This window comes from Pseudomonas sp. 01L34, from assembly GCF_056400265.1.
Window position 1 is genome coordinate 301073 of the sequence record NZ_JBFTSX010000003.1, and the last position, 23520, is coordinate 324592.

A 23520-nucleotide genomic window follows, 5' to 3' on the forward strand; every position below is an offset into this window, starting at 1 on the left:
GTGAGTTTGGGTTTGGCGCTGTTCGGGTTATTGGGTTCGGCGTCGGCGGGGGCCGAGGTAACATCGTTCAACCCTGTTAAAAACGTTGAAGCGATGTTGGAAGTGAACGGGCCGAAGGTGACGGTGACGGTTCAAGTCGATGCTCGCGAGCCGCGAACCATCGACTTTGCCGCTGAAAAATCCCTGCACGTCGCTATCGATGATTTCAACTTCGATGGCATGAAAGATTTTTCTGTCTGGCAGATCGACGACGGCATGGGCACCTACACGATCCACCGGATTTTCATCTACCGGCCGAAAACCGCTGACTTCGAGGAAGTGCAGCCGGATTGTGGCGATGGTTTCGTCAATCTCCGTGTAGACAAGAAACGCAAAGTCTTGCTCAGCACTTACTGGGGAATGGACGGGCGGCAGTCATGCGTGACGCGCTTTCACAAGCGCTGAGCCTGAACCCGTCACGGTAAACGTTTAACGCTTGTGCATCTGACAACCCCCATTTTCCATTAAACTCCCCGCCCTCAAGGAATGCGCTCAGGACACGGAATGCCAGCCCCCTCTTTCTCTCTTCGCTCCACGATGGTGCTTTGGCTGTATGCCGCCGCGATCGTGCATGTGCTCGCCGGTCTCACGCTGACCTGGGCCGGTCATTCCGGATTACTTGACGGCTATCTTCACGCCCTCGAACTCGCGTTCTGGGGCGCCGATGCGGTTCCTGCTGCCGGTCACGAGCAGCAGGTCTGGTGGCTCGCGTTGTTCGGCGCGACGCTGCAAAGTTATTCGCTGTACATGCTCGCGTTGGTGCACCTCGGCAACCGTCTTAAAGCACCCGCAATTTGGGGATGGTTGATGGCTGGCGTTCTGTTATGGGCACCGCAGGACATGTGGCTTTCAGCGCAAAAACAGGTCAGGTCGCATCTGTGGCTCGACGGTTTTGCGCTGCTGGTGCTGTTGCCGCCGCTGGTCTGGTTGCTGCGCCATGATCGTCGGAAATCCCCTCCAGAAAGATAGTGAGCAAGTCCAACCCGTTTGCCGGCGGCGCCTACAAGCGGGTGCTGATCAGCAAAAAGGGGACGAATTTATTTTGTAAAGTAGGTTTTAACTTTCGATAAATAAATATCTCCCCATTTTTTAAACTAAATGGAATTAAGCTCTGTGGTTAAAAATACAATTTTCTTGGCGTGCTCAGCATTTTTTGTATTTAGCGTCGCTACCGTTAAAGCAGAACCGTTCTATTCCGCGAAGATATTACAGGCCGACTATTCTGCGGCCCCTAACTTGAGACTGCTAATTAGAATTCAAGATGTAGAAACGGGAAGTAATGAGCCGAGCGGCTCTACTCGAGCGGACTGTATGCGTGCTAGCAAGTCAGCTGCTCAGCCTGGGCCAACCCCTTGCTTTTCTTTCGAGCTGGATGAGGGAGATGGAAATGTCGGTGTTTTAAAGCAGACTCTGCTAAATGATCCGCAGCGGGGAAGCGACCCAATTTATATTGAGTTGCTTTACAAGTCGGAGCAGACAAAAAATCAATATGGGTGGTTTGATAATAAAACGGTTAAGCTAAGAGTTGATGACAATAATGGATTGAATAACTGGGATGCGGATCTGCCTCAGGGTTTGCCTCAAGTAAAAATAGTGCAAGAGAGCGATATTTATCAGTTGGTTTTGGCGGATGCGGATGCGCTGCTTAATTCGGCTTACCATGATAAGGCAAATCGTTTAAGTGACGAAAAAAGAACCGCGTTTCGTGAGGTTCAACGAGCTTGGATGAAGTTTCGGGATCTCGAGTGCGTAAAGTCTATATATGGTGAGCAATCTGCTAGTTGCTTGATTCGTCTGACCCTTGATCGTGCCAGGCAAATCGCGGTTGCTCCGCCATCAAAGTAGCTGAAATAAACTTAAAAATAGGTATGTTCCATAATCAAGGATTGAAGACAGTGAAACGCTTTGTTTTAGGGTTAACCAGTGTGCTAATCGCGTTCGCGCTACTGCCGGTTTCAGCCGCGTTCGCCCAAGACGACTGCAGTGAAATCAGCTCTAGCTCGCAGGTTGTCCCGTGTTCCGAGGCTGCAAAGAATTCCGCAGATTCTCAGTTGAATACGAGCTATCACCAACTGATGGCAAGGCTTGAATCTCAATATTCAGTTGACCCGAAATTAGGGGGGGAGTATTCGACGCAGGTAAAGGAATCCCAGCGTGCGTGGATCAAATTACGGGATACGAATTGCACCGTAGAGGCGTTCGAGATTGAGGCAGCCATGCCGGCTCATGTGGCGGTTGTGAACAATTGCATTGCAAAGATGAGTCGGGAGCGTTCGGCTTATTTGGATGGGATCGCGCCTGAGACTGTGGGTCGTTCAGGCAGTGGGGGCGGGGGAAGTGCTTCGTGTCCTTCCTCAGACTTCGCGCAGTTTCTGCCAGCGTTTTCCGCCAATGCCGAGTCCCAGAAGCGCCTAACCGCACTGGCGGTGAAAATATTGGTATTGAAGCGGACCTCGGACCCTGGTCGATTTGAACCGCAAATTACTGCGGAGACTGGCACCAGTTTGACGTTTCCGTTGATGGCAGCGATGGAGGGCAAGACTGAAGGGGTTGAGATCGAAACAGTCGATGACGCTCACATGAATGTTGTGGATAAACGGGCCGGTAACAGCAACATCAAGATTTTTAACTTTGCTAAAAAGTCGTGCTGGTCGCTGGTGGGGATTGAGGATTGGTCGATCAGCGAGAAGGAGCTTGTCGCACCCGATAGACCCGGAATGAGCCGCGCGGAGAACCTTTGTTATCAACGTGCTGAGGGCTTGGGTGGGTTGGGGTTTCTTGAACGATACCGGCTGACTGGGGAGTTGATTGAAGCGTCCCTGGAAAACTATGTCTGTGCTGCAGAATCGGGTGATCCACAGGCAAGTCTATCGGCGGCAAGCTTAAGTCTTTCGCAGATGGCGCCTCAGCTGGAAACCAGCAAGGTTGAGGCTTTGTTCAAAGCGGCATCGACGACAGCGAGCGGCGCGCTGGGTTATGCCACTTATTTTTGTAACGGTAATTCCACCGACTATAACGGCCCTTGCCTCCACCCCGAGCAGGCAGAAAGGGAAGTTATTCGCGCGGTTTCCATGGGATCCACAGAGGCGATGAACTACCTGGGGTCTTCTTTTGAGAGTGGTGAATTGGGAACAAAGGATATGTCCCGGGCGTTGGCCTGTTATCAGATGTCAGCTGATAAAGGTAGCCCGGGGGGTAGCGACGGCGTGAAGCGTTTGGTTTCGCAAGGCTCAGACATAAAGGCCAGTCACTGCCTGTAAATTTCGCGGTGCAGGTATAACGCTGAGGAAGGGGACGTTAAGTCCCCTTCATATTTTTCGCTACGCCTTCGCCCGATGCTCCGCCGGATTCGGCAAATCAATATGATCCAGCGCTCGCTCCACCAACAACTGCGCCCCATCCGCCATTCTGCTGAGTGCCAGGGCGACTGAGCGGCGGGTGCCTTCGATGTCGTCGGCCAGGTCGGCGGCGATGGCACTGATGGATTTCAGGTCTTCTGAGGCGTTGGCCAGGAGGGCTTCGGTGTCGATGTCGGGGGAGACGGTGAAGAGCTTGCCTTTGCGCTTGGGTTTTTCGTTGGGGGGTGGGGCGAAATGATGGTCGAGGGCGCGTTCAGCGGCTTCGTGGAGTTTTCTGGAATCGAAGGATTCGTAGGGGGATGTGGCTTCGTTTTCAGGAGGATTTGGTGTTGGCTTGAACATAGATGTAATCCCGTAATTAAGGAGCCGACACCGTTTCGCGTGCACTTCGAAAGAGGTGGCAGCTGTGCATAGGTGTGCAAGACCGGCGGGATTACCCGGCAGACCCGAAGGTCTCCCATACACAGCCGCCATAACGGTTCGCGAGCATAGAAAAATGCTCGATGAATTGCCATAACCATTGTGTATCCCGCCGGACTTGCACGTCCGTGTCACCGATTTTGCGGTGACGAACAGAGGTTATCGATGAGCGCGAGCGCTGGATAGTTCATGAACAGCCCGGCGTGTTGAAGGAAATGTCCGATGGTGTCGACGTCTACGTAGGCGGATGATTGAGCGTTTTTAAACACGACACCTGAGCCGTTTAAACCGTAGGTTTTTTGAGTGATCAACATGGATTGTATTTTTAAAAAAGGATACGGCTTCACGGCGGCGCTGATGGGCGCCGTTGTTCTGAGCCTGTTCCTTGGCGGCACGGATGCGTTCGCTGAAGATCAACCTTGCCCGTTCGACGTGCCTCAAACAGAACTGAAGGTTGCAAGCTGCGTTCAGGAAGGGGGCGTGAACGTACTCAAGCTTGTACCCCGTAACCAGCCGGACTACGCCAACAACTTCGATAGTCTCCCCACTGTCATTGTCACTGGGAAAAATCTGCAGGACATTTTGGCGGTTGTCGGAATCGACAATACACGGCGCTACAACAAGCTGATCGAACTGCCTGATGCTGAATCAATCATGGAGTTTTCGGACGCTACGGCGACAGCCAAAGCGTCGATGCAGCAGCAAGGCTGGAAGCTGCTGGACATGAAAAACGTCATTTATCCTGGGCCGGGCGGTGTTGAAGGGTTCGGATTAATCTGCAACACACTTCAAGCAGAAACAGCACAGGGCTTTGTCGTTGTTTCTCAGTGCAATACTTTTTATGAAAGCGAGAGATCAAGCCTGAAAAAGATCCTTTCCAGGATCACCTGCGAACCCCCAAAAAGTGAAGCATTCCCAGCGCTCAACACAGACTCGGGCTCTATCGTTTTCAACCACGCCAAACTGCCCGAAGACGAATCCCAAGACGCCGATGACGTCGCCATCAACGTCGATTATGTAAATTGTGCCGATGGTACAAAAAAGAACATAGGCGGCCTGCCATTTTTGGCGGCCACTGGACGAGTGCAAGCGGCTTTCTTTGCGCAGGCTGAACCCGAAGCCGAGCCGATGCTATTCGTCATTCATGCGGTCGGAATCAGAGCTGATACGGGCGTTAATTATTTGGGCGAGTATTACACCACTCATGCGTATTCCCGTACGGCGGCGGGTTATGTGAGAGATGAGCGGCTGTCGAATTATTTTGGTAATGGCGGCGATATTGCGCGCGATTCCGAGTCGTCGGAGTTGATCTACACGTTCCCTTATAAAACCGCTGAGGGGATCGTCGCCAAACTCAATTCTGCCGCCTATAAACGCTGGGCAGCGGGGGACAGGGTGACGCTCACGATTAACAAAAAGACCTCGATTCACAGTTCGCCCGTTTTGGCGGACATGACGAAAATGTATTTGATCAAGGGCGACTCGGTGTTGCAGGAAGGGGTTGAGGCCGGGTGGCTGCAAATCATGTTTAAAACCCCCAAAGGAAAGGAAATTCGGGGCTGGGTTCAATGCAACGATGCCGATGGTTGTTAGTCGACTTTCTATTAGAAATTTTAGAGGCGAGACCGGTCCTGTGATTAATCACTAAATCTCCCGATTTCCTTTAGACTTGCGCCCCTCAAGGAAGACCTCAGGACACGGAATGCCAGTCCCCTCAAATACCCTTCGCCAAGCCCTGGTCGTTTGGCTATACGCCGCCGCACTGGTGCATCTGCTCGTCAGCATCCTGCTGACCTGGGCCGGCCATTCCGGTTTGCTCGACGGCTATCTGCAAACTATCGAAAAAGCCTTCTGGTTGGCCGACACCGTACCCACCGCCGCCCGCGCGCAACAAGTCTGGTGGCTCGCCCTATTCGGCGCCACGCTGCAAAGCTATTCCCTCTACATGCTCGCCCTCGTGCACTTCGGCCATCGTCTTAAAACCCCTATGGCATGGGGCTGGTTGATTGCCGGCATCGTGCTCTGGGCGCCGCAGGACATGTTGATTTCCCTCCAGGCGCAGGTCTGGTCGCATCTGTGGTTCGACAGCTTCGCGCTGCTCACTTTACTGCCTCCGCTGATCTGGCTGTATCGCCACGACCGCCGCACCTCCACCTCAACACACACCGAGTGATGCCAACCATGCCTGACTTTTCTCTCCTGGATTGGGCGATTGCTCTGTTGATTGCCCAGGCCTGCCTGGGTGCGCTCGATACCCTGTACCACCACGAACTGACGGTGGCGTTGCCGTATCGCCACAGTGCCCGGCTGGAGTTGTCGATCCACGCGATGCGCTCGTGTTTCTACGGGATTCTGTTTCTGGGCATGGCGCATCTGGCATTCCACGGCACGTGGGCGATTGTGATTGCGCTGCTGTTCGCGCTGGAGATCGGCCTGACGCTGTGGGACTTCGTGGTCGAGGACCGCAGCCGCAAGTTGCCGGCCATCGAGCGCATCATGCATACCGTGCTGGCGGTGAACGGCGGGGCTTTCTTTGCTCTGTACGGGGGGCAATTGGCGCAGTGGGCGAGTTTGCCTACCGGCCTGAGCGCTATCGATTTCGGCTGGCGTGGCAGGTTGCTGACGCTGTTCGCTATCGGCGTTACGGCTTCGGGTATTCGTGACGGATTGGCGGCGTTGCGCATGCAGCGCGAAGGTAAGCCGTCTAACCCGTTCGCTGGCGGAGCTTACAAACGGGTACTGGTGACCGGTGGCACCGGGTTTATCGGTGAAGCCTTGGTCAATCAATTGCTCGACGCCGGCCACACCGTCAGCGTGCTGGCTCGCGATCCTTTGAAAGCCGCGTACCTGTTCGACGGCCGCGCCCGTTGCCTGCGCTCGCTGAGCAAACTCGGTTACAACGAAACCTTCGACGTGGTGATCAACCTGGCGGGGGCACCGGTTGCTGGTCCGCGTTGGAGCGCCAAGCGTCAGGCGCAACTGATCGCCAGTCGCGTCAATACCACCGAAGCGCTGATGACTTGGCTGAAAAATGCCACGCATAAACCGGCGTTGTGGGTTCAGGCGTCGGCCATTGGTTTCTACGGCGTGCGCGATGCCAGCGAACGTCTCGATGAAACATCGACCAGGGGCGATGGCTTCATGGCCGAACTCTGCGCGCAATGGGAAACGGCCGCGCAACCGGCCACTGAGTTCGGTGTGCGTCAGGTGGTGATGCGCCTCGGCGTGGTGTTCGGGCCGGGCGGTGCGTTGTTGCCGTTGCTGATTCCGTTTCGCCTGGGCTTTGGCGGACGCATGGGCGATGGTCAGCAGATCATGAGCTGGGTGCATCGCGACGATGTGATTCAAGTGATCGCACGCGCGTTCGATGATGAGAGCTTGAGCGGCACTTACAACTTGGTGGCGCCGGATACGGTCAGTCAGGCAGCGTTTGCGGAGCAGGTCGGCAAGGTCTTGAAGCGTCCGGTGTGGTTTCACATTCCGGCGGCACCGGTGCGCGCACTGGCGGGGGAAATGGCTCAACTGTTTTTCGACGGCCAGCGTGTGGTGCCCGAGCGTTTGAGCGAGGCGGGCTACACGTTCCGCTATCCAACCCTCAACGCCGCCCTGCGCGATCTGGCCTGAGGATTGTTCATGAGCAAGCCCCTGATGTACCTGCTGGCCGGCAACGGTAGCGCCGCCGATTGGTGGGATGATGCGCTGCCGCACTTTCAGCGCTATCAGGTGGTGCCGCTGGAGTTGCCGGGCTTTGGCAACAATCCACAGGCACCCTGCGAAGACCTCGCGGCGTACGCTCAAGCGTTGCTCGCGATGACGGTGCAGGGCAGCGCGATCATGGCGGTCGGGGTGAATGCGTTGCTGGTGTTGCATGCGCTGCAACGTCAGCCGGGGCACTTTTGCCGCAGTGTGTTGCTCGCGCCAGTCGGGGCGTTCTTGTGGCAACGACGGCTGCCAGCGTTGATGTCGCCGCTGCCGATTCGCAAGACCATTCACTGGTTGCTGGCGAACAAACCAGCGCTTTTTAAACACAAGTTCTCCAATCAGACTTGGACACCCGCGCAATACCAGCGCATGGGCGCCGGGTATGCCCGCTGCCGCGCGTTTGTGCCGCACTGGGACTTGGTGCGAGCAGACACCGCGTTGCCGCTGCTGGAGTGGATCACTGATCCGGTCGAGCTGGTCTGGGGCGATCAGGACAATGTGCTGGGCATCGCTCAGGCCGCAGCATGGTCAGCCATTCTTGCCCGCGCCGATTTGACCATCAGCCTGAAACCCGGTTGGGGTCATTACCCGTGGATCGACTCGCCGGCCGAATTCGCTGCGTGGCTGGAGTCGGGCGAGCGTGGGTTCGTCGCGCATACCAAGGGCGGGCGCTTGCGTCTGGCCGAGTTGGCCAGGCAAGCGGTGCCGCCGGCGCTGTCACTCAATGATTGTCACGATGAACGTCTGCCGGCGTTTCTCGCGAGCCAACCGGACGCCACGTGGGCGGTGCGCTCCTCCAGTTATGGCGAGGATCAAGCCGATGCGGCGAATGCGGGTTTGAGTACCACGTTCCTGCGGGAACCGACGCCCAACGTGCCCGCGCGCATTGCCGAGCTGAGCGCGGCAGGTGTGGAAGAAGTGGTGGTGCAACGCTTCATCACACCGCAGTTGTCCGGGATCGCTTTTGTGCGACATCTGTCGGTGGAACTGGAATGGGTCGAAGGTCATCTTGAGTCGTTGGCCGATGGTCGGGTGAGCCCCGAGCGGGCGATCCTTTCCCGCCTCGGCGACTCTTGGGGCAGCGATACTTTCAAACCTTCCCACGGCCTGACAGCGGACCTGTTGTGGCGTTTTCTGCAAGACGTGTTGCGAGTCTTCCATTACGTGCCTGGCGACGTCGAATGGGCCTGGGATGGCCAGCAACTATGGTTGCTGCAATACCGGCCGATCAGCGATTACGGCTGGCGTCGGCACCTGACTGCCGCCAACATCGCCGAGATCCTGCCGCCCCAACCCAGCACTTTGGTGGAGTACGCCCAACGGCGTGCAGCGGCGAGTATTCCAGCGATCATGGCGCGTTGGGATTCGCGGGTGTTGCAGGACAACGAACCGTTCACGGCGGTGTTTAGCGGCGCCTCGTACATCAACAACGATTTGTTTCTCGCACGACTCGCAGACTGGGGCATCTCTGCCAGCAGCTACGCCGGCGAAGTCGGTGGCGCGACTCCGTATCTGCCTTGGCGACCGCTACGGATGTTACATTCGCTACCGTTATTCCTGCGTATGCAGCGCGTTGCTCGCGGGCATTTGCTGAGCCTTGAGCATGGCTTGCGGCGCTTCGACGGTGAACTGTCCGAGCTCACCACCCAAGGCGCCGACGGCCGGCAACTGGCCGACTGGTTCACCCGATTTTATGTGTTCGTGGTGCAAGGCAATCTGTGCATCGCCACCTCACTGGCCAGCAGCGGCGGCGACCTGTTGGGACGGCCACCGACGGCTTATGACGACCTTGAACACAGCCCACATCGTCTGCCGTGGGAAACCGATCCCGCCACACCGCGCCCGGCACCAACCGACCTGCCGTTGCAGGCCTTCCCACAGTGGCCGGGGTTTATCCGCTTAGCCCATTCAACTGGCCTGCCGGGCCTGCGCGGCTACTACCTGCAAGTGCGTGAGTGGTATCGCGACAATCTCATGCGGATCTTCTTCCGCCTCCATCACGCCATGCCGCTGGCAGATCGAGAGCATTGGTTTGCGCCGCATCCCGACGTTCGTACCCGCGACGGCAGCTTCTGGCAGGACGGTCGCGAAGGCACGGAGCAGGCGACCGGGTTCATGATTTATCCGGGGCAGGTGCAAGGCGTGCTCGGCGCCGACATCCTGCTCGAAGACACCCTCGATCCGGGGCGTCATGCCCACTATCAGGCAGCGCGGGCGGTGATTGCGCGAATGGGCGGGCGCCTGTCCCATGGCTCGACGCTGCTGCGCGAGCTGTGTAAACCTTCGGCGGTGATGCCGCAGGTTGATCCGGGGTGGGTCGGGTGTGAGGTGTTGTATCGCGATGGTGAGTTGAAGCTGATCATTCCAGCGAACAAGGGATGAACCGACTGCTGTTGAGCAGTCGTCGATAACGTTATGCACAGGGATGTCGGTTGATGGGCTTAATCAAGTCTTCATGGCTGCGGAGTTCGCTACTTGGCTGGGTTGCGCTGACGCATACAGCTCTCGCCGCCGATGCCGTGGTGGTCGGCGGTGAGTCAGGCCAGTCGGCGGTTGCACACGGTCCGACCGAGGCTGTTGTCGAGCTGGATACGTGTCGGTTCTCCATGCCGTTGTTGCAAGACCAATGGCTGACGTTCGATCGCTTTTATCTGGTGTTTGTCGCGGGTAAACAACTGCCCGCTCGGGCCCGCGCGCCTGGTTTATGGCAGGCGGAAACATCGAGCGGTTATGACTGGCATTTCGAGAAGTCCGACAACCTGAGTCAGCCGTGGTTTGGCGTGATGTGTGAAAACGCTGACAGCTTCTCCCGGCTCACGGCCCGGAAGCCCCCGGAAGAGGACTCCATCGCGCTGCAAGTCCTACGTGATGACAACGACCGCAGATGCCCGGCGACCCTGACCGATCACGGTTGGGAGCCCACGTCGCTGGCGGGCCCCAAGAAAAGCTACACCTTCGAGGCACTGGGTGGGGAGAAGTCATCTGGGTTCATCTTCGGTTTCCATGACAAATCACGACGTCACATCACTCGCGTTGCTTTCTGCTTGCTCAGGGGCGAAAGCGTACTGATCGGCTCAGCAGAGTCAGGCTCATCCACTCCTTTGGCTATCAGCGCCGAAGGGTTTGAACAAATCAAAACAGCGGTGCGCAGTATTGTTTTTGAGAAAGCAGCCCAATGATGTACCCCATATACGGAGTTACAGCGTGAAAGGATGTTCAGTTCTACTCGGAGGCCTCTCGGTCATTGCCACGTCTATGGCTTTCGCCGCCGACCCGGACTTCAAGGACTACACCGTCACCCCAGTGTTCACCGGCACCAACCATGAACCGGTACCGCAAGAAAACGGCAACGCGATGATGGATCAAGCACGAGCGCGGGCTCTGAAAGGCAAGGTCAATTTCGCCGGTCATTACATCCTGTACAGGCTCGGTTGTGGCGGCAGCGCCATTTGCGGCGAAGTGCTGGATGCGCGTACGGGGGACGTTGTCGTCGGGCTGCCGAACGCATACGACGGCAGCACTTTCGATATGGCCTACCAGTCCGATAGCCGCTTGATCTTCATTTCCGGCCTCGCGCTCGATGGCGAAGAGGACGCGCAAGGCAATCGGTTGGAAAGTCGTTACCGGGATCGTTACTACGAGTTTGTGAACAATGAGTTTCGGCTGCTGACGATCACTGACGCGGAATCACCGCCGCTTGATTAAGGATGATTGGATGAACCGTTTTTTCATTCAGCCCACGCTGAATGCTCTTTTACTTTTGCCCCTCGCCTACGCCATCCCGGTAACCGCCGAAGCAGGAGCCGACGGCTATGCAAAGTGCCTCGCAAAAAAACAGCCCAGTTAACGGTGAAAGGGAATTTTCCATGAATCAGCGTCTTCTCGCGGGCAGCCTTTCGCTGCTGCTCTCGTTTCCAACTTTCGCTGCGCCTGCGGATGCCTACACCCAACGCGATGTCATGCAGTGTGACGGCGTTCAAGTGGTGTTGGTTTCGTCCTGTCGATCCGTGACGGTGCAGGAAACTGAAACCCACGTAATCCCGGTCTGCTCCGACCAGACAATCAACATCGGCGGCAAAGTGCTTCGGCGCAACATCGACAAGGTTTCACAGCTCACGTCCGACGGTGCGAAGACGAAGATGCTGAGTAACGTGGTAGTGGCGATGGATTGTGTGAAAGGAACCACGGGCAGCCTGGTTTCAATCGGCGGTTATGGCGGGTGCGGATCCTGCCCGGAGTGGCGCGGGTATTACTCCACGGCCGGCCGGTTAGAGCATTACAGCTACAGCAATAGCTATCGGTCGTTTGGTTCGAAAGGTTCTTGGGAAGGGCTCATCGAGGCTTATGGCGTCACGAAGAGACAACTGCAATCGGAAAGCCCTGCAGTGAAAAGGATTGTTTATGGCCAGCCTTAAGTGGGTGTTGATATTCGGCTGCCTGTTTGCCGCCAGAGCCTTTGCCCAAGACCTGCCAATAGTCGGTGTCGGCGGGCACACAGTGACGTTTCGGGCGACAGAATGGACGATGCCCGGTGTGGAGTCGGCGACCGCTTGGTTCACCGCAAACGGCAAAACTTTCCCGCTCTTCGGCCCCGATATTGGCGCCGATGCACACCCCGATTTGCTCAGTCCTGACAAGAAAACCTTGTTGCTCGACCCGGTGAGCTTCGGCATGTTGTCGGTCGAGAGTGGTGAAGAAAAACTGGTGTCGCAACAGCATTGCGATGTGATCTCGATGGAGACCGGTTGCGTGCTGGCTGAGCGTTCTGCCAGTTTTTGTGTCGGTAAATGGGTGGGCAATCAGTGGGTTTCCAACGACGGTGAAGTGTTCAATCCCGTCCTGGAGACGAAGCCCCCAAAGGACTTGTTGAGGCATGTCGTGGACATCGAGCCGGCGCAGTCCCGCGCGGAATCCATCGAATGGAGCCTGAGCTTTTTGAGTCCGGAGTCCTACATGGCGTGTCATCCACCGGCGCGTAATGTTCAGGCGTTCAATAACTTGGGTTTCTACTTGGCCGAGGGTGGTAACGATGAGCTTGCTCTGAAATTTTATCGCGGCGTTGAGGCGCTCGGTAAACGCACAGTGTTGATGTTGAACATCGCCGATTCACTGTGGCGCCTTGGTCGCGAAGACGAAGCGCAGCGCTATTACAGCCAATACCGCGACGCAATGAGCGCCGATGGCAAGGCGCAGAAAATTCCGCAACGTGTAGTTGAGCGATCTGTAATTCAGGGAATGAAAATTTGAATATGTTTGTGCGCTGTATCGCGTTGTCCTTTGGATGCCTGTTTGCCTCCATCGCGATGGCCAAGGACGAATGCAAAGAGACCACCGTGAGCTGGCAGATCGATCTGTGCGTGGAAGCGGCACGCAAAGAAGCCGACGTACAGCTCAATGCTAGTTACAAGAAACTGCTAGCGCGGTTCGAGTCTCAGCAGCGGCGCGACCCTGAACAGGGCAAGGCGTTGATGGCGATGGCCAGAGAGGCCCAGCGCGCGTGGATCAAGCTGCGCGACACCACGTGCCCGCTCGAAGCCACGGAAAGCGAGCCCGGTGTGGCGCTGCATATTACGACTATCAACAACTGCGTGGCCAGAATGAGCCTGGAGCGTGCGGCTTATCTGGACACTATCGTCGCTGATGAGCCGGGTAATGTGGTTGATCTCAACAAGGTGTTCCTGTCCGGCTCCCAGCGCTTCGGCGATGTCGTGGCGCGTTATGTCAGCACCTTTGGCAGCCCTTGTTTGACGGTTCAGATTCTGGCGCCTAACGGCGGTTGGAGAGTGCTTTCCTCCAAGCGGTTTTGCAGTTTTGACGGCAAATCGTTTTGGGATGGCTATGCCAGTGCGTTGTTTGAGGATCATGCATTTGCTGCCGATGGTTTACACCTGACGCTCAGCTTGTTCGAGCTTCGTGGGGACGGAGAGAAGCGCCTCGCCTGCGTGATTCCGATTCAGAATGAGCAAATCAAAGAACTGAAGTGCAGCGCTCCTGAAGCAGCGTGAAACCATCAGTGTAAATATTTGAAGATTGATCAACAGGGAAGTGGGTGGAATTGGCCAGGCTCTTAAGTTTTATTGCTGCGCTCGGATGCATGGTCGGTTTGTCGGCTCAACCGGCATCGGCAAGTGACCTACAAACCATAGGCGAGCTGCATCCGCCGGTGGTTGCTTCGTTGGGTGATCAAAAGATCACGGTGTTCTTTTTGAAGAACAACCTTAAAGGTCAGGTTGGGGGCGTGCATGTGCCTGATGCTGAAATTTTCTACGCACCCATGAATGCGGTGAAGCCTTCGCTGAATTATGTGTGGAAGGTCGAAGTCGAACAAATTGCCTCGGTGTTCTTCTTCGAGCGCAAATTCCCTGAGCGAGCGGGGAAGTCCATGTTTGTTCTGACAAAACACAAAGTCTCGCACAGCCATTTCGAAGGTGATTCCTATTCGGTGCTGGAACTGCCGCTCTTCAAGGACGGCGATCACTTGTCCTTGCGGTTTTTTCGCGGTGACCCGCCAGACCCTGAGTTGCAGAACTGCCGCGACGGTCTAAATCTGGAAGATGACGTAGAAGTCGAGTGTGCTTACAAGGATGCGGCGAGCATTAAGAAGCGCTTGGAAGACTTGGATGCAAAGATGATTGCGGATTCAAAACTGGGTCAGGGCAACCGTCAGAAGACACTACAAACCGATGGTGACGCGGCCAGTGATTCTTGCCCCTCGACCGACTTTTCAACGTTCCTCTCAGCTTTCTCCGAACGCGCAGACGTGCAAAAAGCCTTCGTCCAACAGCCGCTGAAAATGCTCACGACTGTGGCGGGAGATCCCGAGCCTGAGATGGAAAAGCGCAGCGTCAGCGGCGATCAGATCAAGTTTCCAATCATCCCGGATCGTGTGAAACGAGAGGCCGATGGTCTTACGTTGACCGTCAAGGAAGAGCGGGGCAACAACGCCACGGCGATCCTGCAGAAGCCGGATACCGATTATGTCTTCGAGTATCAGTTTGTTCGTGGGCAATGTTGGCGGCTTGCAAAAGTCTCGGATTTTTCACTTTAGGCATGCGGTAAGCTCTACTGAGAGCACGACATCGTTTTCAAAAAAATGAGATCAGAGGGATCTGTGAAGAAGTTATTTTTAATGCTGTTGTTGGTATTGCCGCTGACGGCCCGTAGTGAGATCACAACACAGGTCTCGTGTTTCCGTTCGCTGGAAGGTAAAAACATCAATTTCGAATTCAGAACCTATTACGACTCGGTTACCCAATGGAGCGGCACTGGGGTTAGGTATAGCAAGTCGAAGAAGGCCATTTCTCTAGTCCATCGAAGCACCGAGCAAGAAATCCTGGCAGAGGATCGGCCCTATCAATTCACGACAACTTGGGTGGAAGTTTCCGAGGGGGCACTGACGGGTGAGTATGAGATGGTCCGTCAGGGTGCTCGGATCTATGGGATGACCTATACGAATTACAAATCCGGTAAGAAATATTCGTTCGATCAGGATATCAGCATGGAGGCGTCACCAGAGACAGGCTGTCAGTGGTGAGTCGAGATCATCGAGAAAGGGGACTCAACGTCCCCTTTCTCTTTCCGCGATTTCGCTACGCCTTCACCCGATGCTCCGCCGGATTCGGCGAATCAATATGATCCAGCGCTCGCTCCACCAACAACTGCACCCCATCGGCCATTCTGCTGAGCGCCAGGGCGACTGAGCGGCGGGTGCCTTCGATGTCGTCAGCCAGGTCGGCGGCGATGGCGCTGATGGACTTCAGGTCTTCGGAGGCGTTGGCCAGGAGGGCTTCGGTGTCGATGTCGGGGGAGACGGTGAAGAGTTTGCCTTTGCGCTTGGGTTTTTCTTTGGGAGGTGGGGCGAAATGGTGGTCGAGGGCGCGTTCGGCGGCTTCGTGGAGTTTTCTGGAATCTAAGGATTCGTAGGGGGATGTGGCTGGGTTTTCTGGGGGATTCGGTGTTGGCTTGATCATAGATGTTAACTTCCTGGAGTTAAGAGGCTGACACCGTTTCGCTTTGCACTTCGAAAGAGGTGGCAGCTGTGCGTTGGTGTGCAAGACCGGTCCAGGTGCCCGGCAGACCCGAAGGTCTCCGACGCACAGCCGCCATAACGATCCGCGAGCATAGGAAAACGCTCGATGAATTGCCACCAACGATTGTGCACCTGAATCGGACTTGCACGTCCGAGTCACCGATTTTGCGGTGACGAACAGAGGTTATCGGTGAACGCCAAGGTCGCCTAGTTCACGGACAGCCCGGCGTTTTGAAGGAAATGTCCGAGTGGTTTGAGGGCATTAAGATCAAAAGATCGCAGCCTTCGGCAGCTCCTACAGGAATGTGTTTCTTTAGGTGTAGGTCGGGTCCCTCAGAATGAAGTGCAAAGCGTGACTTAGCGGTCATCATGCGGGAAAAGCGGTTCATCTTCTTCTAACACAACCCGACAGTGGCGTTCTGGCTTGGAGCCGCTACACTGCGCCGGCCGTTCATTTTTCTTTTGAGGCTGTGCGCATGAAATTTCGTTTTCTTCTGTGGATGCTGGGTTTGTTGATGGGTAAGGCCAGTCGGACTAATCCTGCGTTTCAGCAGCAGTTGGGTGACAAGGCGTTGGTGTTTCAGCTACAGACCCTGGACGGGAAGGTGGCTCGGCATTTCTTTGTGAAGGACCAGCGCATTACCAGCAAGTCGGGCGTGTATGCAGAGCCTGCGTTTGCGATTGCCTTTAAAGACGCGGCGTATGGCTTTGCCACGATGCAGGCGAAGAACAAGCAGCTGGCGTTTATGACGGGGATTCAGGACAAGTCGATTCAGATCAAGGGCAACCCGGCGCTGGTGATCTGGTTTCAGGGGTTGACCAAGTATTTGAAGCCTAGGAAGGCGAAGGCTAAGGCCTGAGAACCTTGATCCAGTCAGGAGTGGAGGAGGCTTTTGTGGCGAGGGAGCTTGCTCCCGCTGGGCTGCGAAGCGGCCCTAAACCTGAGATTGGGTTGTTTCAGGTCGACCGTGTGGGCCGGGGTTGCGACTGCAGCGCAGTCGAGCGGGAGCAAGCTCCCTCGCCACAGGGGTTGTGGTGATCAGGTAGATCGGCGGGGGATTCATCGCGGGCAAGCCACGCTCCCACAGGGATCACCTGAAACCTGTGGGAGCGTGGCTTGGTCCGGGCGGCGATCCGACGATGCTTTTAGGCTTGGCTAAATTGCGAAGCCAATTCGCGCAGCAGCACTTCAGCTTCAAGCACTTTGCTGACCACGTCGTTGGCCTTGTCGCGAGTCAGGCCCACACGCTCCAGCAAGGCATCCGGAATGTCTTCATCCGGACCCGAACCAATCCCGCGACTACGCAGCAAACGCACGGCCAAACATACGAGGTTCGGGTACTCGGCGTAGTCGCCGTCGTAGCTCGGGTCGTGCTGGAAGCGCAGGGCGGTGGCCAGTTCTTCTGGCATGTCCCAGTAGCGCATCAGCCATGAGCCGATCTGTTCGCGGCTGATGCCCAGCAGGTGTTGCTCGACGTAGCTGTGGCACAGGTGCGGGTTGACCTCCAGGTGGCGGCAGATCAGCGAGAAGTGCGGCGGGAACACGTGGGCCAGCAGCAGGTAGCCGAAGTTGTGCAGCAGGCCGGCGAGGTAGGTCAGGCCGGCTTCCGGGCGCTGGGCGCGGGGCATGGCGCGGGTCAGGCCTTCGATGACGGCGGCGGTGTAGATCGATTGCTGCCAGTACGGCGTGGAGTGTTGCGGGTGGTCTTTGGGCAGGCTCAGGGTTTTACCCAGGGCCAGGCCCAGCGCCAGGTTGATCACCAGGTCGAAACCCAGCACGCGGACGATGGCGTCTTCCACTGAACGAATCTTGCCCGGCGAGGCGTAGTACGGCGACGCTGCCCAGCTGACGACTTGCGCGGCCAGTGCCGGGTCGGTTTCGACCACGCCGGTGATGTCGTCGATGGTGGCGTTGGGGTCGACCCGCAATTTGATGATTTTCTGCGCGGTTTCGGCCAGTGGCGGAATTTCGATGGTCGCTTCCAGGCGTTGCTGAATGCGCCGCGCGGTGAACGCTTGCACGGCCTGGGTGATTTCCTCGCGGTCATCGTCGGGACGGTCGAGGTTCGGGCGGATGCTGTGCACGGCTTCGCCGAAGTTGCCGGCGCTGGCCTTGGTCAGCATGGTTTTGAAATCTTCGCTGGTGATTTCCAGCAGCACGCCTGGCTCGCCCGAGTTGATCAGCAACTTCGGTTCGCGCAGCAGGCTTTCTTCGTACAGGCACGGTGAGCTGGTGAGCGCCGGCAGGCCGGGCAGCAGGCTCAGGCTGTGTTTGCCGAGCATTTTTACCAGGCGTTCGGTGGATACGGCGGTCAACCGGCGGCCGGTGAGTTCGGCGAGGCGGTTGAGGTCGAGCAATTGACTTTGCGGAAACAGCACCATGAGCGCGCCGACGGCATCGTCCAGCAAAACTGCCTGCACTTTGCGTGAGGCGTTCAGGCCGTGATGGTCGAGGACTTCCTGGTAGGCGATGCCCAGTTTGCCGAGCAGCAGCCGAATAACAGACGGAGCGTGCGGGGTTTCAGGGGCGAGGGCAGCTTCTGTCATGGTCTGTATCCGTTTTCAAACAATTGCAGGAGTATAACCAGCTTGTTTAAGGCCAGGGTCCAGAAACTGCGACAGTGCTCACACTTGGCCGTATTGCTGCCCATGGCGTAGCCAGCGGTCGAGCAGCGGGCTGACGTGATCCGGCCAGCGTTCGAGCAAGGCTTGGGCGGCGTCGCGCACGGCGGGCAGTAAATCGGCATCGCGCATCAGGTCCGCGACCTTGAATTGCAGCAGGCCGGTCTGGCGTGTGCCGAGCATTTCGCCGGGGCCGCGCAGTTCGAGGTCTTTTTCGGCGATGACAAAACCGTCGTTGGTTTCGCGCATGATGCCCAGCCGCTGACGGCCGATCTGCGACAGCGGTGGATGGTAGAGCAGCACGCAATGGCTGACGGCGCTGCCCCGGCCGACGCGGCCACGTAACTGGTGCAATTGTGCGAGGCCAAGGCGTTCGGGGTTTTCGATGATCATCAGGCTGGCGTTGGGCACGTCCACGCCAACTTCGATCACGGTGGTGGCGACCAGCAGTTGCAGGTTGCCGGCCTTGAATTCGGCCATGACGGCAGCTTTTTCGGCGGGCTTCATGCGGCCGTGGATCAGGCCGACCTTCAACTCGCCGAGGGCGGCGGTGAGGTCTTCGTGTGTGGTTTCGGCGGCCTGGCAGGTCAGCTCTTCCGACTCTTCGATTAGCGTGCACACCCAATAGGCCTGACGGCCCTCGGCACAAGCGCCGCGCACCCGTTCGATCACTTCGACGCGCCGGGTGTCGGTGACCAGCACCGTATTCACCGGGGTGCGGCCGGGGGGCAATTCGTCGAGGATCGAGGTGTCGAGGTCGGCGTAGGCGCTCATGGCCAGCGTCCGCGGGATCGGCGTGGCGGTCATGATCAGCTGGTGCGGACACATCCGCCCGCCGACGCCTTTCTGCCGCAATGCCAGGCGCTGCTGCACGCCGAAGCGGTGCTGTTCGTCGATGATCGCCAGTGCCAGGTTCTTGAATTGCACTTCGTCCTGGAACAGTGCGTGGGTGCCGACCACCATCGGTGCGCCGCCCGCGATCTGCTCCAGCGCGGCCACGCGGTTTTTGCCCTTGAGCTTGCCCGCCAGCCACGCAACTTCGATGCCCAGCGGTTCGAGCCAGCGCTTGAAGGTGATGAAGTGCTGCTCGGCGAGAATTTCGGTGGGCGCCATCAGTGCGACCTGATAACCGGCCTCCAGTGCTTGCAGCGCGGCGAGGGCGGCGACTACGGTTTTGCCTGCGCCCACGTCGCCCTGAATCAGCCGCAGCATCGGTTCGTGCTGGCTGAGGTCGTAAGCGATTTCGTTGCCGACCCGTTGCTGGGCGCCGGTCGGGGTGAAGCCGAGGTTAGCCAGATACTGTTGTGGCAGTTTCGTGGCTTTGGGCATGGCCGGCGCGCGCAGGGCACGCATGCTCTCGCGCAGGCGCTGCTGGGACAGTTGATGGGTCAGCAGCTCTTCGAAGGCCAGGCGGTGCTGGGCCCAGTGATGACCGAGGGCGAGCTCATCGACGTCAGCATCGGCGGGCGGGTGATGCAGGTAGCGGATCGCATCGGCCAGCGGCGCCAGTTGATAATCCCTGGCCAGTTCGGTCGGTAGCCAGTCGGGCAGGCTGCTGGGGCCGAGCAGGGTCAGGGTTTGCATGCACAATTGGCGCAAACGCTGCTGGGTCAGGCCTTCGGTGAGCGGGTAGACCGGGGTCAGGGTTTCATCCACCGGCGGCGGCTCGTCACCGGTGATGGCGCGGTATTCCGGGTGGTAGATTTCCAGCCCCGAGGCGCCGGGCCGCGCTTCCCCGTAGCAGCGAATCCGTGTGCCGCGTTTGAGGCCTTCTTTCTGGGCGTTGCTGAAATGATAGAAGCGCAGGCTGAGCCCGCCGGTGCCGTCCTGCAGACGGACAACCAGGCTACGGCGCCGGCCCATGACCACATCGGCGCCGCTGACGGTGCCTTCGATCACCGCGTCTTGCCCGGGTCGCAAATGGCCGATCGGGACCACGCGAGTGCGGTCCTGATAGCGCAACGGCAGGTGGAACAGCACGTCCTGGAGATTCTCCAGACCGACCTTGGCCAGTTTCTCGGCCATGGCTTCGCCGACACCCTTGAGTGCCGTCACCGACACTTGCGACAACTCGGTCATGACAGCGACTTAACCGGCCACCACCGGCGCTGGCGGCTTGGCCACCGAGCACAGGCGAATGGAGTCGGCGAGGATTTCAATCGCCTTGGGCCGTGGGAAGCTCGCGCGCCAGGCGATGGCCACGGTGCGGAACGGCACCGGCGCACTCAATGGACGCACTTCGATCACGCCGGGGGCGTAGTGGTGGCTGTCCACCGCCGACAGCGGCAGGATCGAAATGCCCAGGCCAGAGGCGACCATGTGGCGGATGGTTTCCAGCGAGCTGGATTCCACGGTGGTGTGCTTGGCGCCGTCGTTGCCTTTGGCCAGGGTCGGGCAGGCTTCCAGCACTTGATCGCGGAAGCAGTGGCCTTCGCCGAGCAGCAGCAGGCTCTTGTCGTTGAGCAGGGCGGCGTCGATGGATTCTTTTTGCGTCCACGGATGCTGGGCTGGCATCAGGACGTAGAACGGCTCGTCGTAGAGCTGCAAGGTCAGTACATCGGCTTCGTTGAACGGCAGGGCGATGATGATCGCGTCGAGCTCGCCGTTGCGCAGTTTGTCGCGCAGCACGTGGGTGAAGTTTTCTTCGATGTACAACGGCATCTGCGGGGCGACCCGGTGCAGTTGTGGAATCAGGTGCGGGAACAGGTACGGGCCGACGGTGTAGATCGCGCCGACTTTCAGCGGGGCGGTCAGCTGGTTCTTGCCGGCCTGGGCCAGTTCGCGGATGCCTTGGGCCTGTTCCAGGACTTTCTGTGCCTGGGCAACAATGCCTTCGCCCACCGGGGTCAGGCGCACGGCGCTCTTGCTGCGCTCGAAAATCAGCACACCGAGTTCGTCTTCAAGCTTTTTCACGCCCACCGACAGGGTCGGCTGGCTGACGTGGCAACGCTCGGCCGCGTGACCGAAGTGCTGCTCTTGGGCGAGGGTAACGATGTAGCGTAATTCTGTGAGAGTCATAGCAAGCGTCCATGAAGTTGCGGGCCAAGCATACCGGCTGCAATCGATAGACGCACGTTATCAGACTGAGTGTGCTAAGTGACACTGGGCAATGCAGGTTTGCCGTTTCCAGATATGCAAAAAGGCACCTTTCGGTGCCTTTTATAGGTTTTGTAACCGCCGAAGAACCTGTGGGAGCGGCGGTGTTTTTAGCGTCTGCGTTCCAGCGAGTAAACAAACGGTGCAACGATTTCGATGGTGCCGTTGTTCAGCATGTCGGCCGGTGGCTTGGGCAGCGGTTGGGCGCGGCGGATCATTTCCAGGGTAGCCCGGTCCAGATCGGCGTTGCCGGAGCGGCCCACCAGTTCGAACGACAGCACGTTACCTTCGGCATCCACCACAAAGCGCAGACGGTTCAAACCTTCCTTGCCGCGTTGCTGTGCGCTGGCCGGGTACTTTTTGTACTTGGCCAGGTGCGCGAGCAGGGTGCCTTGCCAACTGGCCTTGGCGGCTTGTTGCGCGGGCGATGGACCGGGAGCCGGCTGAGCGGACTTCTCCGTCGGCGCCTGGGTTGGCTGCGTGTCGCTAGGCTTCTCCTCGGAAGGCTTTTCCTTCGGTGGCTCCGGCTTTTTCTCCACAGGCTTGGGCGGTTGCGGCTTCGGCTTGGGTTTGACCGGCTTGGGCACGGCAATCTCGGCCTTCGGCGCTTCAGCGAGTTTTGGAATCGGCAGTTCTTCCACCGGTGCCGGTGGCTGTGGCGGCGTGATCACCTTCGGCGGTGCGGGCGGTGGCGGGGCCGGCATCGGCGCCAGCTCGACCATCATCGCTTGTGGCGGCAGCTCGATCGGCGGGCGCGAGGTCCAGTTCAGCGCGAGCGCAATGGCCAGCGCATGGACGCCCAGCACCACGGCCAGGCTACCGCTGTAACGCGTCAGCTTTTGGCGCGTGTTGATCATTTTTTGGCTGCCGTCTCGAGTCCGACCAGACCGACCTTCAGGTAGCCGGCGGCGCGCAGGGCGTCCATCACGCTCATCAGGTCGCCGTAGTCCACGCCTTTGTCGGCCTGGAAGAAGATCGTCGTGTCTTTCTTGCCCCGGGTCTTGGCGTCGAGTGTGGCGCCGAGGGCTTCGGTCTTCACTTCGTCTTCGCCGAGGAACAGGCGCTGGTCAGCTTTGACGCTGAGGAACACCGGTTTCTCTGGCCGCGGCGCCGGTTTGGCGGTGGAGGCGGGCAGGTCGACCTTGATGTCCACGGTGGCCAGCGGCGCCGCCACCATGAAGATGATCAACAGCACCAGCATTACGTCGATGAACGGCGTGACGTTGATTTCGTGGTTCTCGGCCAGATCGTCGTCTGCGCCTTCTTTCAAATGCAGGCCCATGGCCGATTACCCCACTTTCACCATGTGCGGTTGCGAGCTGCGCTCGGGCGGCTGGTGGTCGAGGTCGCGGCTGACCAGCAGCAGGACTTCTGCCGAGGCGTCGGACACTTGTGCCTTGTATCCGGCAATGGAGCGGGCGAAGACGTTGTAGATGACCACCGCAGGAATCGCTGCAACCAGACCCAGCGCGGTCGCCAGCAGGGCTTCGGCGATGCCGGGGGCCACGACGGCGAGGTTGGTGGTCTGGGTTTTGGCGATGCCGATGAAGCTGTTCATGATGCCCCATACGGTACCGAACAGGCCGACGAACGGCGCGGTGGAACCGATGGTGGCCAGCACGCCGGTGCCGCTGCTCATGTTGCGACCGCAGGCTGCGACGAGGCGCTCCAGGCGGAAGCTCACGCGTTCCTTGATGCCTTCCTTCTCGCGGCTGTTGGCCGACAGGCGCATTTCTTCCAGCGCGTCATGGACCAGCAGGTTGGCCAGGGTGCCTTCCTTGGCCGCCGTGGTGCTGGCTTCCTTAAGGGTGGCGGCTTTTTTCAGATGAGCGATTTCAGCGCGCAGACGACGCTTGGCGCCCATCAGCTCGAAGCCCTTGGCGATCCAGATGGTCCAGGTGATGATCGAGGCGATGGCCAGGCCGATCATCACGATTTTCACGATAATATCGGCGTTCTTGTACATGCCCCATGGCGACAGGTCGTGGGCCATGCCCAGGGAGTTGTCGGCTTCGAGAGCTTGCGGCATGTCCGCGGCGTCTACGGCCTGGACCGGATCGGTCGCGACAGGTGCGGTTTGAACGGCTGGTGTTTGAGTGGCCGCAGGCTGTGTGGCCGGCGCTTGCGCATCGGCGAATGCGGCGGTCGGCGCCAGCATCAGGCTGAGCAGCAGGGCGGCTACCGCGCTCCAGGCGCGAGGTCGTTTGGTTGGCGAAGCGGAGAGTTGATTGCGTGTCATGCTGGCCGGACCTG

Annotated in this window: 25 protein-coding genes; 17 read left to right on the plus strand and 8 right to left on the minus strand. The window is 58.2% G+C overall.

The features are described from left to right. Positions 1-12 precede the first annotated feature (12 nt). From AC1DQM_RS09890 to AC1DQM_RS09905, 4 genes are all read left to right on the plus strand, one after another. Positions 13-444, plus strand: coding sequence for an XAC2610-related protein (locus tag AC1DQM_RS09890; protein WP_477746104.1), 432 nt, complete (start codon positions 13-15; stop codon positions 442-444). Between the two features lie 99 nt (positions 445-543). Then, complete coding sequence (locus AC1DQM_RS09895) at positions 544-1008, plus strand: cell division protein (protein WP_477746105.1); 465 nt, start codon at positions 544-546, stop codon at positions 1006-1008. A 144-nt stretch (positions 1009-1152) separates the two neighbouring features. Continuing rightward, positions 1153-1884: a lysozyme inhibitor LprI family protein gene (locus tag AC1DQM_RS09900; RefSeq protein ID WP_477746106.1), complete on the plus strand. Its 732-nt coding sequence runs from the start codon at positions 1153-1155 to the stop codon at positions 1882-1884. A 50-nt stretch (positions 1885-1934) separates the two neighbouring features. Continuing rightward, positions 1935-3299 (plus strand): lysozyme inhibitor LprI family protein, encoded by a 1365-nt coding sequence (locus AC1DQM_RS09905; protein ID WP_477746107.1) that lies wholly within the window; start codon positions 1935-1937, stop codon positions 3297-3299. 60 nt (positions 3300-3359) lie between these two features. On the opposite strand, the gene AC1DQM_RS09910 is transcribed toward AC1DQM_RS09905, so the two are convergent. Continuing rightward, positions 3360-3740, minus strand: a complete 381-nt coding sequence (locus AC1DQM_RS09910) for a DUF6124 family protein (protein ID WP_477746108.1) — start codon at positions 3738-3740, stop codon at positions 3360-3362. 390 nt (positions 3741-4130) lie between these two features. On the opposite strand from AC1DQM_RS09910, the gene AC1DQM_RS09915 reads away from it, so the two are divergent. The 12 genes from AC1DQM_RS09915 (at position 4131) to AC1DQM_RS09970 (ending at position 15054) form a co-directional block, all read left to right on the plus strand. Continuing rightward, entirely contained in the window at positions 4131-5411 is a 1281-nt protein-coding gene (locus AC1DQM_RS09915) for a hypothetical protein (RefSeq protein WP_477746241.1), read from the plus strand. 109 nt (positions 5412-5520) lie between these two features. Next, positions 5521-5991 carry a cell division protein gene (locus AC1DQM_RS09920; RefSeq protein WP_477746109.1) on the plus strand — a complete coding sequence of 157 codons (471 nt, stop codon included), beginning with the start codon at positions 5521-5523 and terminating at the stop codon, positions 5989-5991. A gap of 8 nt (positions 5992-5999) precedes the next feature. Then, positions 6000-7442, plus strand: a complete 1443-nt coding sequence (locus AC1DQM_RS09925; RefSeq protein ID WP_477746110.1) for a TIGR01777 family oxidoreductase — start codon at positions 6000-6002, stop codon at positions 7440-7442. 9 nt (positions 7443-7451) lie between these two features. After that, a complete protein-coding gene (locus tag AC1DQM_RS09930; protein ID WP_477746111.1) occupies positions 7452-9902 on the plus strand; it encodes an alpha/beta hydrolase in 2451 nt (816 codons plus the stop codon). Positions 9903-9955: 53 nt separating this feature from the next. Next, positions 9956-10699 carry a hypothetical protein gene (locus tag AC1DQM_RS09935; RefSeq protein WP_477746112.1) on the plus strand — a complete coding sequence of 248 codons (744 nt, stop codon included), beginning with the start codon at positions 9956-9958 and terminating at the stop codon, positions 10697-10699. Between the two features lie 76 nt (positions 10700-10775). Then, positions 10776-11225, plus strand: a complete 450-nt coding sequence (locus AC1DQM_RS09940; protein WP_477746242.1) for a hypothetical protein — start codon at positions 10776-10778, stop codon at positions 11223-11225. Positions 11226-11235: 10 nt separating this feature from the next. After that, positions 11236-11367 (plus strand): hypothetical protein, encoded by a 132-nt coding sequence (locus tag AC1DQM_RS09945; RefSeq protein ID WP_256580758.1) that lies wholly within the window; start codon positions 11236-11238, stop codon positions 11365-11367. 19 nt (positions 11368-11386) lie between these two features. After that, positions 11387-11935: a hypothetical protein gene (locus tag AC1DQM_RS09950; protein ID WP_477746113.1), complete on the plus strand. Its 549-nt coding sequence runs from the start codon at positions 11387-11389 to the stop codon at positions 11933-11935. Then, positions 11922-12767, plus strand: coding sequence for a tetratricopeptide repeat protein (locus AC1DQM_RS09955; protein ID WP_477746114.1), 846 nt, complete (start codon positions 11922-11924; stop codon positions 12765-12767). The genes AC1DQM_RS09950 and AC1DQM_RS09955 overlap by 14 nt, the downstream gene beginning before the upstream one ends. A gap of 2 nt (positions 12768-12769) precedes the next feature. Then, the gene (locus AC1DQM_RS09960) at positions 12770-13525 is read left to right on the plus strand and encodes a lysozyme inhibitor LprI family protein (RefSeq protein WP_111453050.1); all 756 of its coding nucleotides are present in this window, start codon (positions 12770-12772) and stop codon (positions 13523-13525) included. Between the two features lie 44 nt (positions 13526-13569). Further along, on the plus strand, positions 13570-14568 hold the full coding sequence (locus AC1DQM_RS09965; RefSeq protein ID WP_477746115.1) for a hypothetical protein: 999 nt from the start codon (positions 13570-13572) through the stop codon (positions 14566-14568). Between the two features lie 81 nt (positions 14569-14649). Further along, positions 14650-15054, plus strand: a complete 405-nt coding sequence (locus tag AC1DQM_RS09970; RefSeq protein ID WP_018927471.1) for a hypothetical protein — start codon at positions 14650-14652, stop codon at positions 15052-15054. Positions 15055-15109: 55 nt separating this feature from the next. Here the strand turns inward: AC1DQM_RS09970 and AC1DQM_RS09975 are convergent, their stop codons facing one another. After that, positions 15110-15490: a DUF6124 family protein gene (locus tag AC1DQM_RS09975; protein ID WP_477746116.1), complete on the minus strand. Its 381-nt coding sequence runs from the start codon at positions 15488-15490 to the stop codon at positions 15110-15112. A 535-nt stretch (positions 15491-16025) separates the two neighbouring features. On the opposite strand from AC1DQM_RS09975, the gene AC1DQM_RS09980 reads away from it, so the two are divergent. Further along, the gene (locus AC1DQM_RS09980; protein ID WP_008073421.1) at positions 16026-16409 is read left to right on the plus strand and encodes a hypothetical protein; all 384 of its coding nucleotides are present in this window, start codon (positions 16026-16028) and stop codon (positions 16407-16409) included. Positions 16410-16695: 286 nt separating this feature from the next. On the opposite strand, the gene AC1DQM_RS09985 is transcribed toward AC1DQM_RS09980, so the two are convergent. The 6 genes from AC1DQM_RS09985 to exbB all read right to left on the minus strand — a co-directional run bounded on the left by AC1DQM_RS09985 (position 16696) and on the right by exbB (position 23506). Beyond that, positions 16696-18096 carry an aminoacyl-tRNA deacylase and HDOD domain-containing protein gene (locus AC1DQM_RS09985; RefSeq protein ID WP_477746117.1) on the minus strand — a complete coding sequence of 467 codons (1401 nt, stop codon included), beginning with the start codon at positions 18094-18096 and terminating at the stop codon, positions 16696-16698. A gap of 78 nt (positions 18097-18174) precedes the next feature. Next, on the minus strand, positions 18175-20250 hold the full coding sequence (gene recG / locus AC1DQM_RS09990; RefSeq protein ID WP_018927475.1) for an ATP-dependent DNA helicase RecG: 2076 nt from the start codon (positions 20248-20250) through the stop codon (positions 18175-18177). Positions 20251-20259: 9 nt separating this feature from the next. Further along, a complete protein-coding gene (locus AC1DQM_RS09995; RefSeq protein ID WP_008007618.1) occupies positions 20260-21189 on the minus strand; it encodes a hydrogen peroxide-inducible genes activator in 930 nt (309 codons plus the stop codon). A gap of 188 nt (positions 21190-21377) precedes the next feature. After that, positions 21378-22124 (minus strand): energy transducer TonB family protein, encoded by a 747-nt coding sequence (locus AC1DQM_RS10000; protein ID WP_018927476.1) that lies wholly within the window; start codon positions 22122-22124, stop codon positions 21378-21380. After that, on the minus strand, positions 22121-22549 hold the full coding sequence (gene exbD, locus AC1DQM_RS10005) for a TonB system transport protein ExbD (RefSeq protein ID WP_477746118.1): 429 nt from the start codon (positions 22547-22549) through the stop codon (positions 22121-22123). Before exbD ends, AC1DQM_RS10000 begins: the two co-directional genes overlap by 4 nt. A gap of 6 nt (positions 22550-22555) precedes the next feature. Further along, positions 22556-23506 (minus strand): tonB-system energizer ExbB, encoded by a 951-nt coding sequence (exbB, locus tag AC1DQM_RS10010; protein ID WP_064621107.1) that lies wholly within the window; start codon positions 23504-23506, stop codon positions 22556-22558. Between the last annotated feature and the right edge of the window lie 14 nt (positions 23507-23520).

Bases quoted from the DNA above. Each gene is read 5' to 3' on its own strand.
- recG (WP_018927475.1), bottom strand. From the start codon at position 20,250: ATGACCGAGTTGTCGCAAGTGTCGGTGACGGCACTCAAGGGTGTCGGC.
- AC1DQM_RS09970 (WP_018927471.1), top strand. From the start codon at position 14,650: ATGCTGTTGTTGGTATTGCCGCTGACGGCCCGTAGTGAGATCACAACA.
- AC1DQM_RS09925 (WP_477746110.1), top strand. From the start codon at position 6,000: ATGCCTGACTTTTCTCTCCTGGATTGGGCGATTGCTCTGTTGATTGCC.
- AC1DQM_RS09935 (WP_477746112.1), top strand. From the start codon at position 9,956: ATGGGCTTAATCAAGTCTTCATGGCTGCGGAGTTCGCTACTTGGCTGG.
- AC1DQM_RS09975 (WP_477746116.1), bottom strand. From the start codon at position 15,490: ATGATCAAGCCAACACCGAATCCCCCAGAAAACCCAGCCACATCCCCC.
- AC1DQM_RS09910 (WP_477746108.1), bottom strand. From the start codon at position 3,740: ATGTTCAAGCCAACACCAAATCCTCCTGAAAACGAAGCCACATCCCCC.
- AC1DQM_RS09950 (WP_477746113.1), top strand. From the start codon at position 11,387: ATGAATCAGCGTCTTCTCGCGGGCAGCCTTTCGCTGCTGCTCTCGTTT.
- AC1DQM_RS09915 (WP_477746241.1), top strand. From the start codon at position 4,131: ATGGATTGTATTTTTAAAAAAGGATACGGCTTCACGGCGGCGCTGATG.
- AC1DQM_RS09930 (WP_477746111.1), top strand. From the start codon at position 7,452: ATGAGCAAGCCCCTGATGTACCTGCTGGCCGGCAACGGTAGCGCCGCC.
- AC1DQM_RS09980 (WP_008073421.1), top strand. From the start codon at position 16,026: ATGAAATTTCGTTTTCTTCTGTGGATGCTGGGTTTGTTGATGGGTAAG.
- exbD (WP_477746118.1), bottom strand. From the start codon at position 22,549: ATGGGCCTGCATTTGAAAGAAGGCGCAGACGACGATCTGGCCGAGAAC.
- AC1DQM_RS09945 (WP_256580758.1), top strand. From the start codon at position 11,236: ATGAACCGTTTTTTCATTCAGCCCACGCTGAATGCTCTTTTACTTTTG.
- exbB (WP_064621107.1), bottom strand. From the start codon at position 23,506: ATGACACGCAATCAACTCTCCGCTTCGCCAACCAAACGACCTCGCGCC.
- AC1DQM_RS09940 (WP_477746242.1), top strand. From the start codon at position 10,776: ATGGCTTTCGCCGCCGACCCGGACTTCAAGGACTACACCGTCACCCCA.
- AC1DQM_RS09985 (WP_477746117.1), bottom strand. From the start codon at position 18,096: ATGACAGAAGCTGCCCTCGCCCCTGAAACCCCGCACGCTCCGTCTGTT.
- AC1DQM_RS10000 (WP_018927476.1), bottom strand. From the start codon at position 22,124: ATGATCAACACGCGCCAAAAGCTGACGCGTTACAGCGGTAGCCTGGCC.
- AC1DQM_RS09895 (WP_477746105.1), top strand. From the start codon at position 544: ATGCCAGCCCCCTCTTTCTCTCTTCGCTCCACGATGGTGCTTTGGCTG.
- AC1DQM_RS09995 (WP_008007618.1), bottom strand. From the start codon at position 21,189: ATGACTCTCACAGAATTACGCTACATCGTTACCCTCGCCCAAGAGCAG.
- AC1DQM_RS09920 (WP_477746109.1), top strand. From the start codon at position 5,521: ATGCCAGTCCCCTCAAATACCCTTCGCCAAGCCCTGGTCGTTTGGCTA.
- AC1DQM_RS09960 (WP_111453050.1), top strand. From the start codon at position 12,770: ATGTTTGTGCGCTGTATCGCGTTGTCCTTTGGATGCCTGTTTGCCTCC.
- AC1DQM_RS09955 (WP_477746114.1), top strand. From the start codon at position 11,922: ATGGCCAGCCTTAAGTGGGTGTTGATATTCGGCTGCCTGTTTGCCGCC.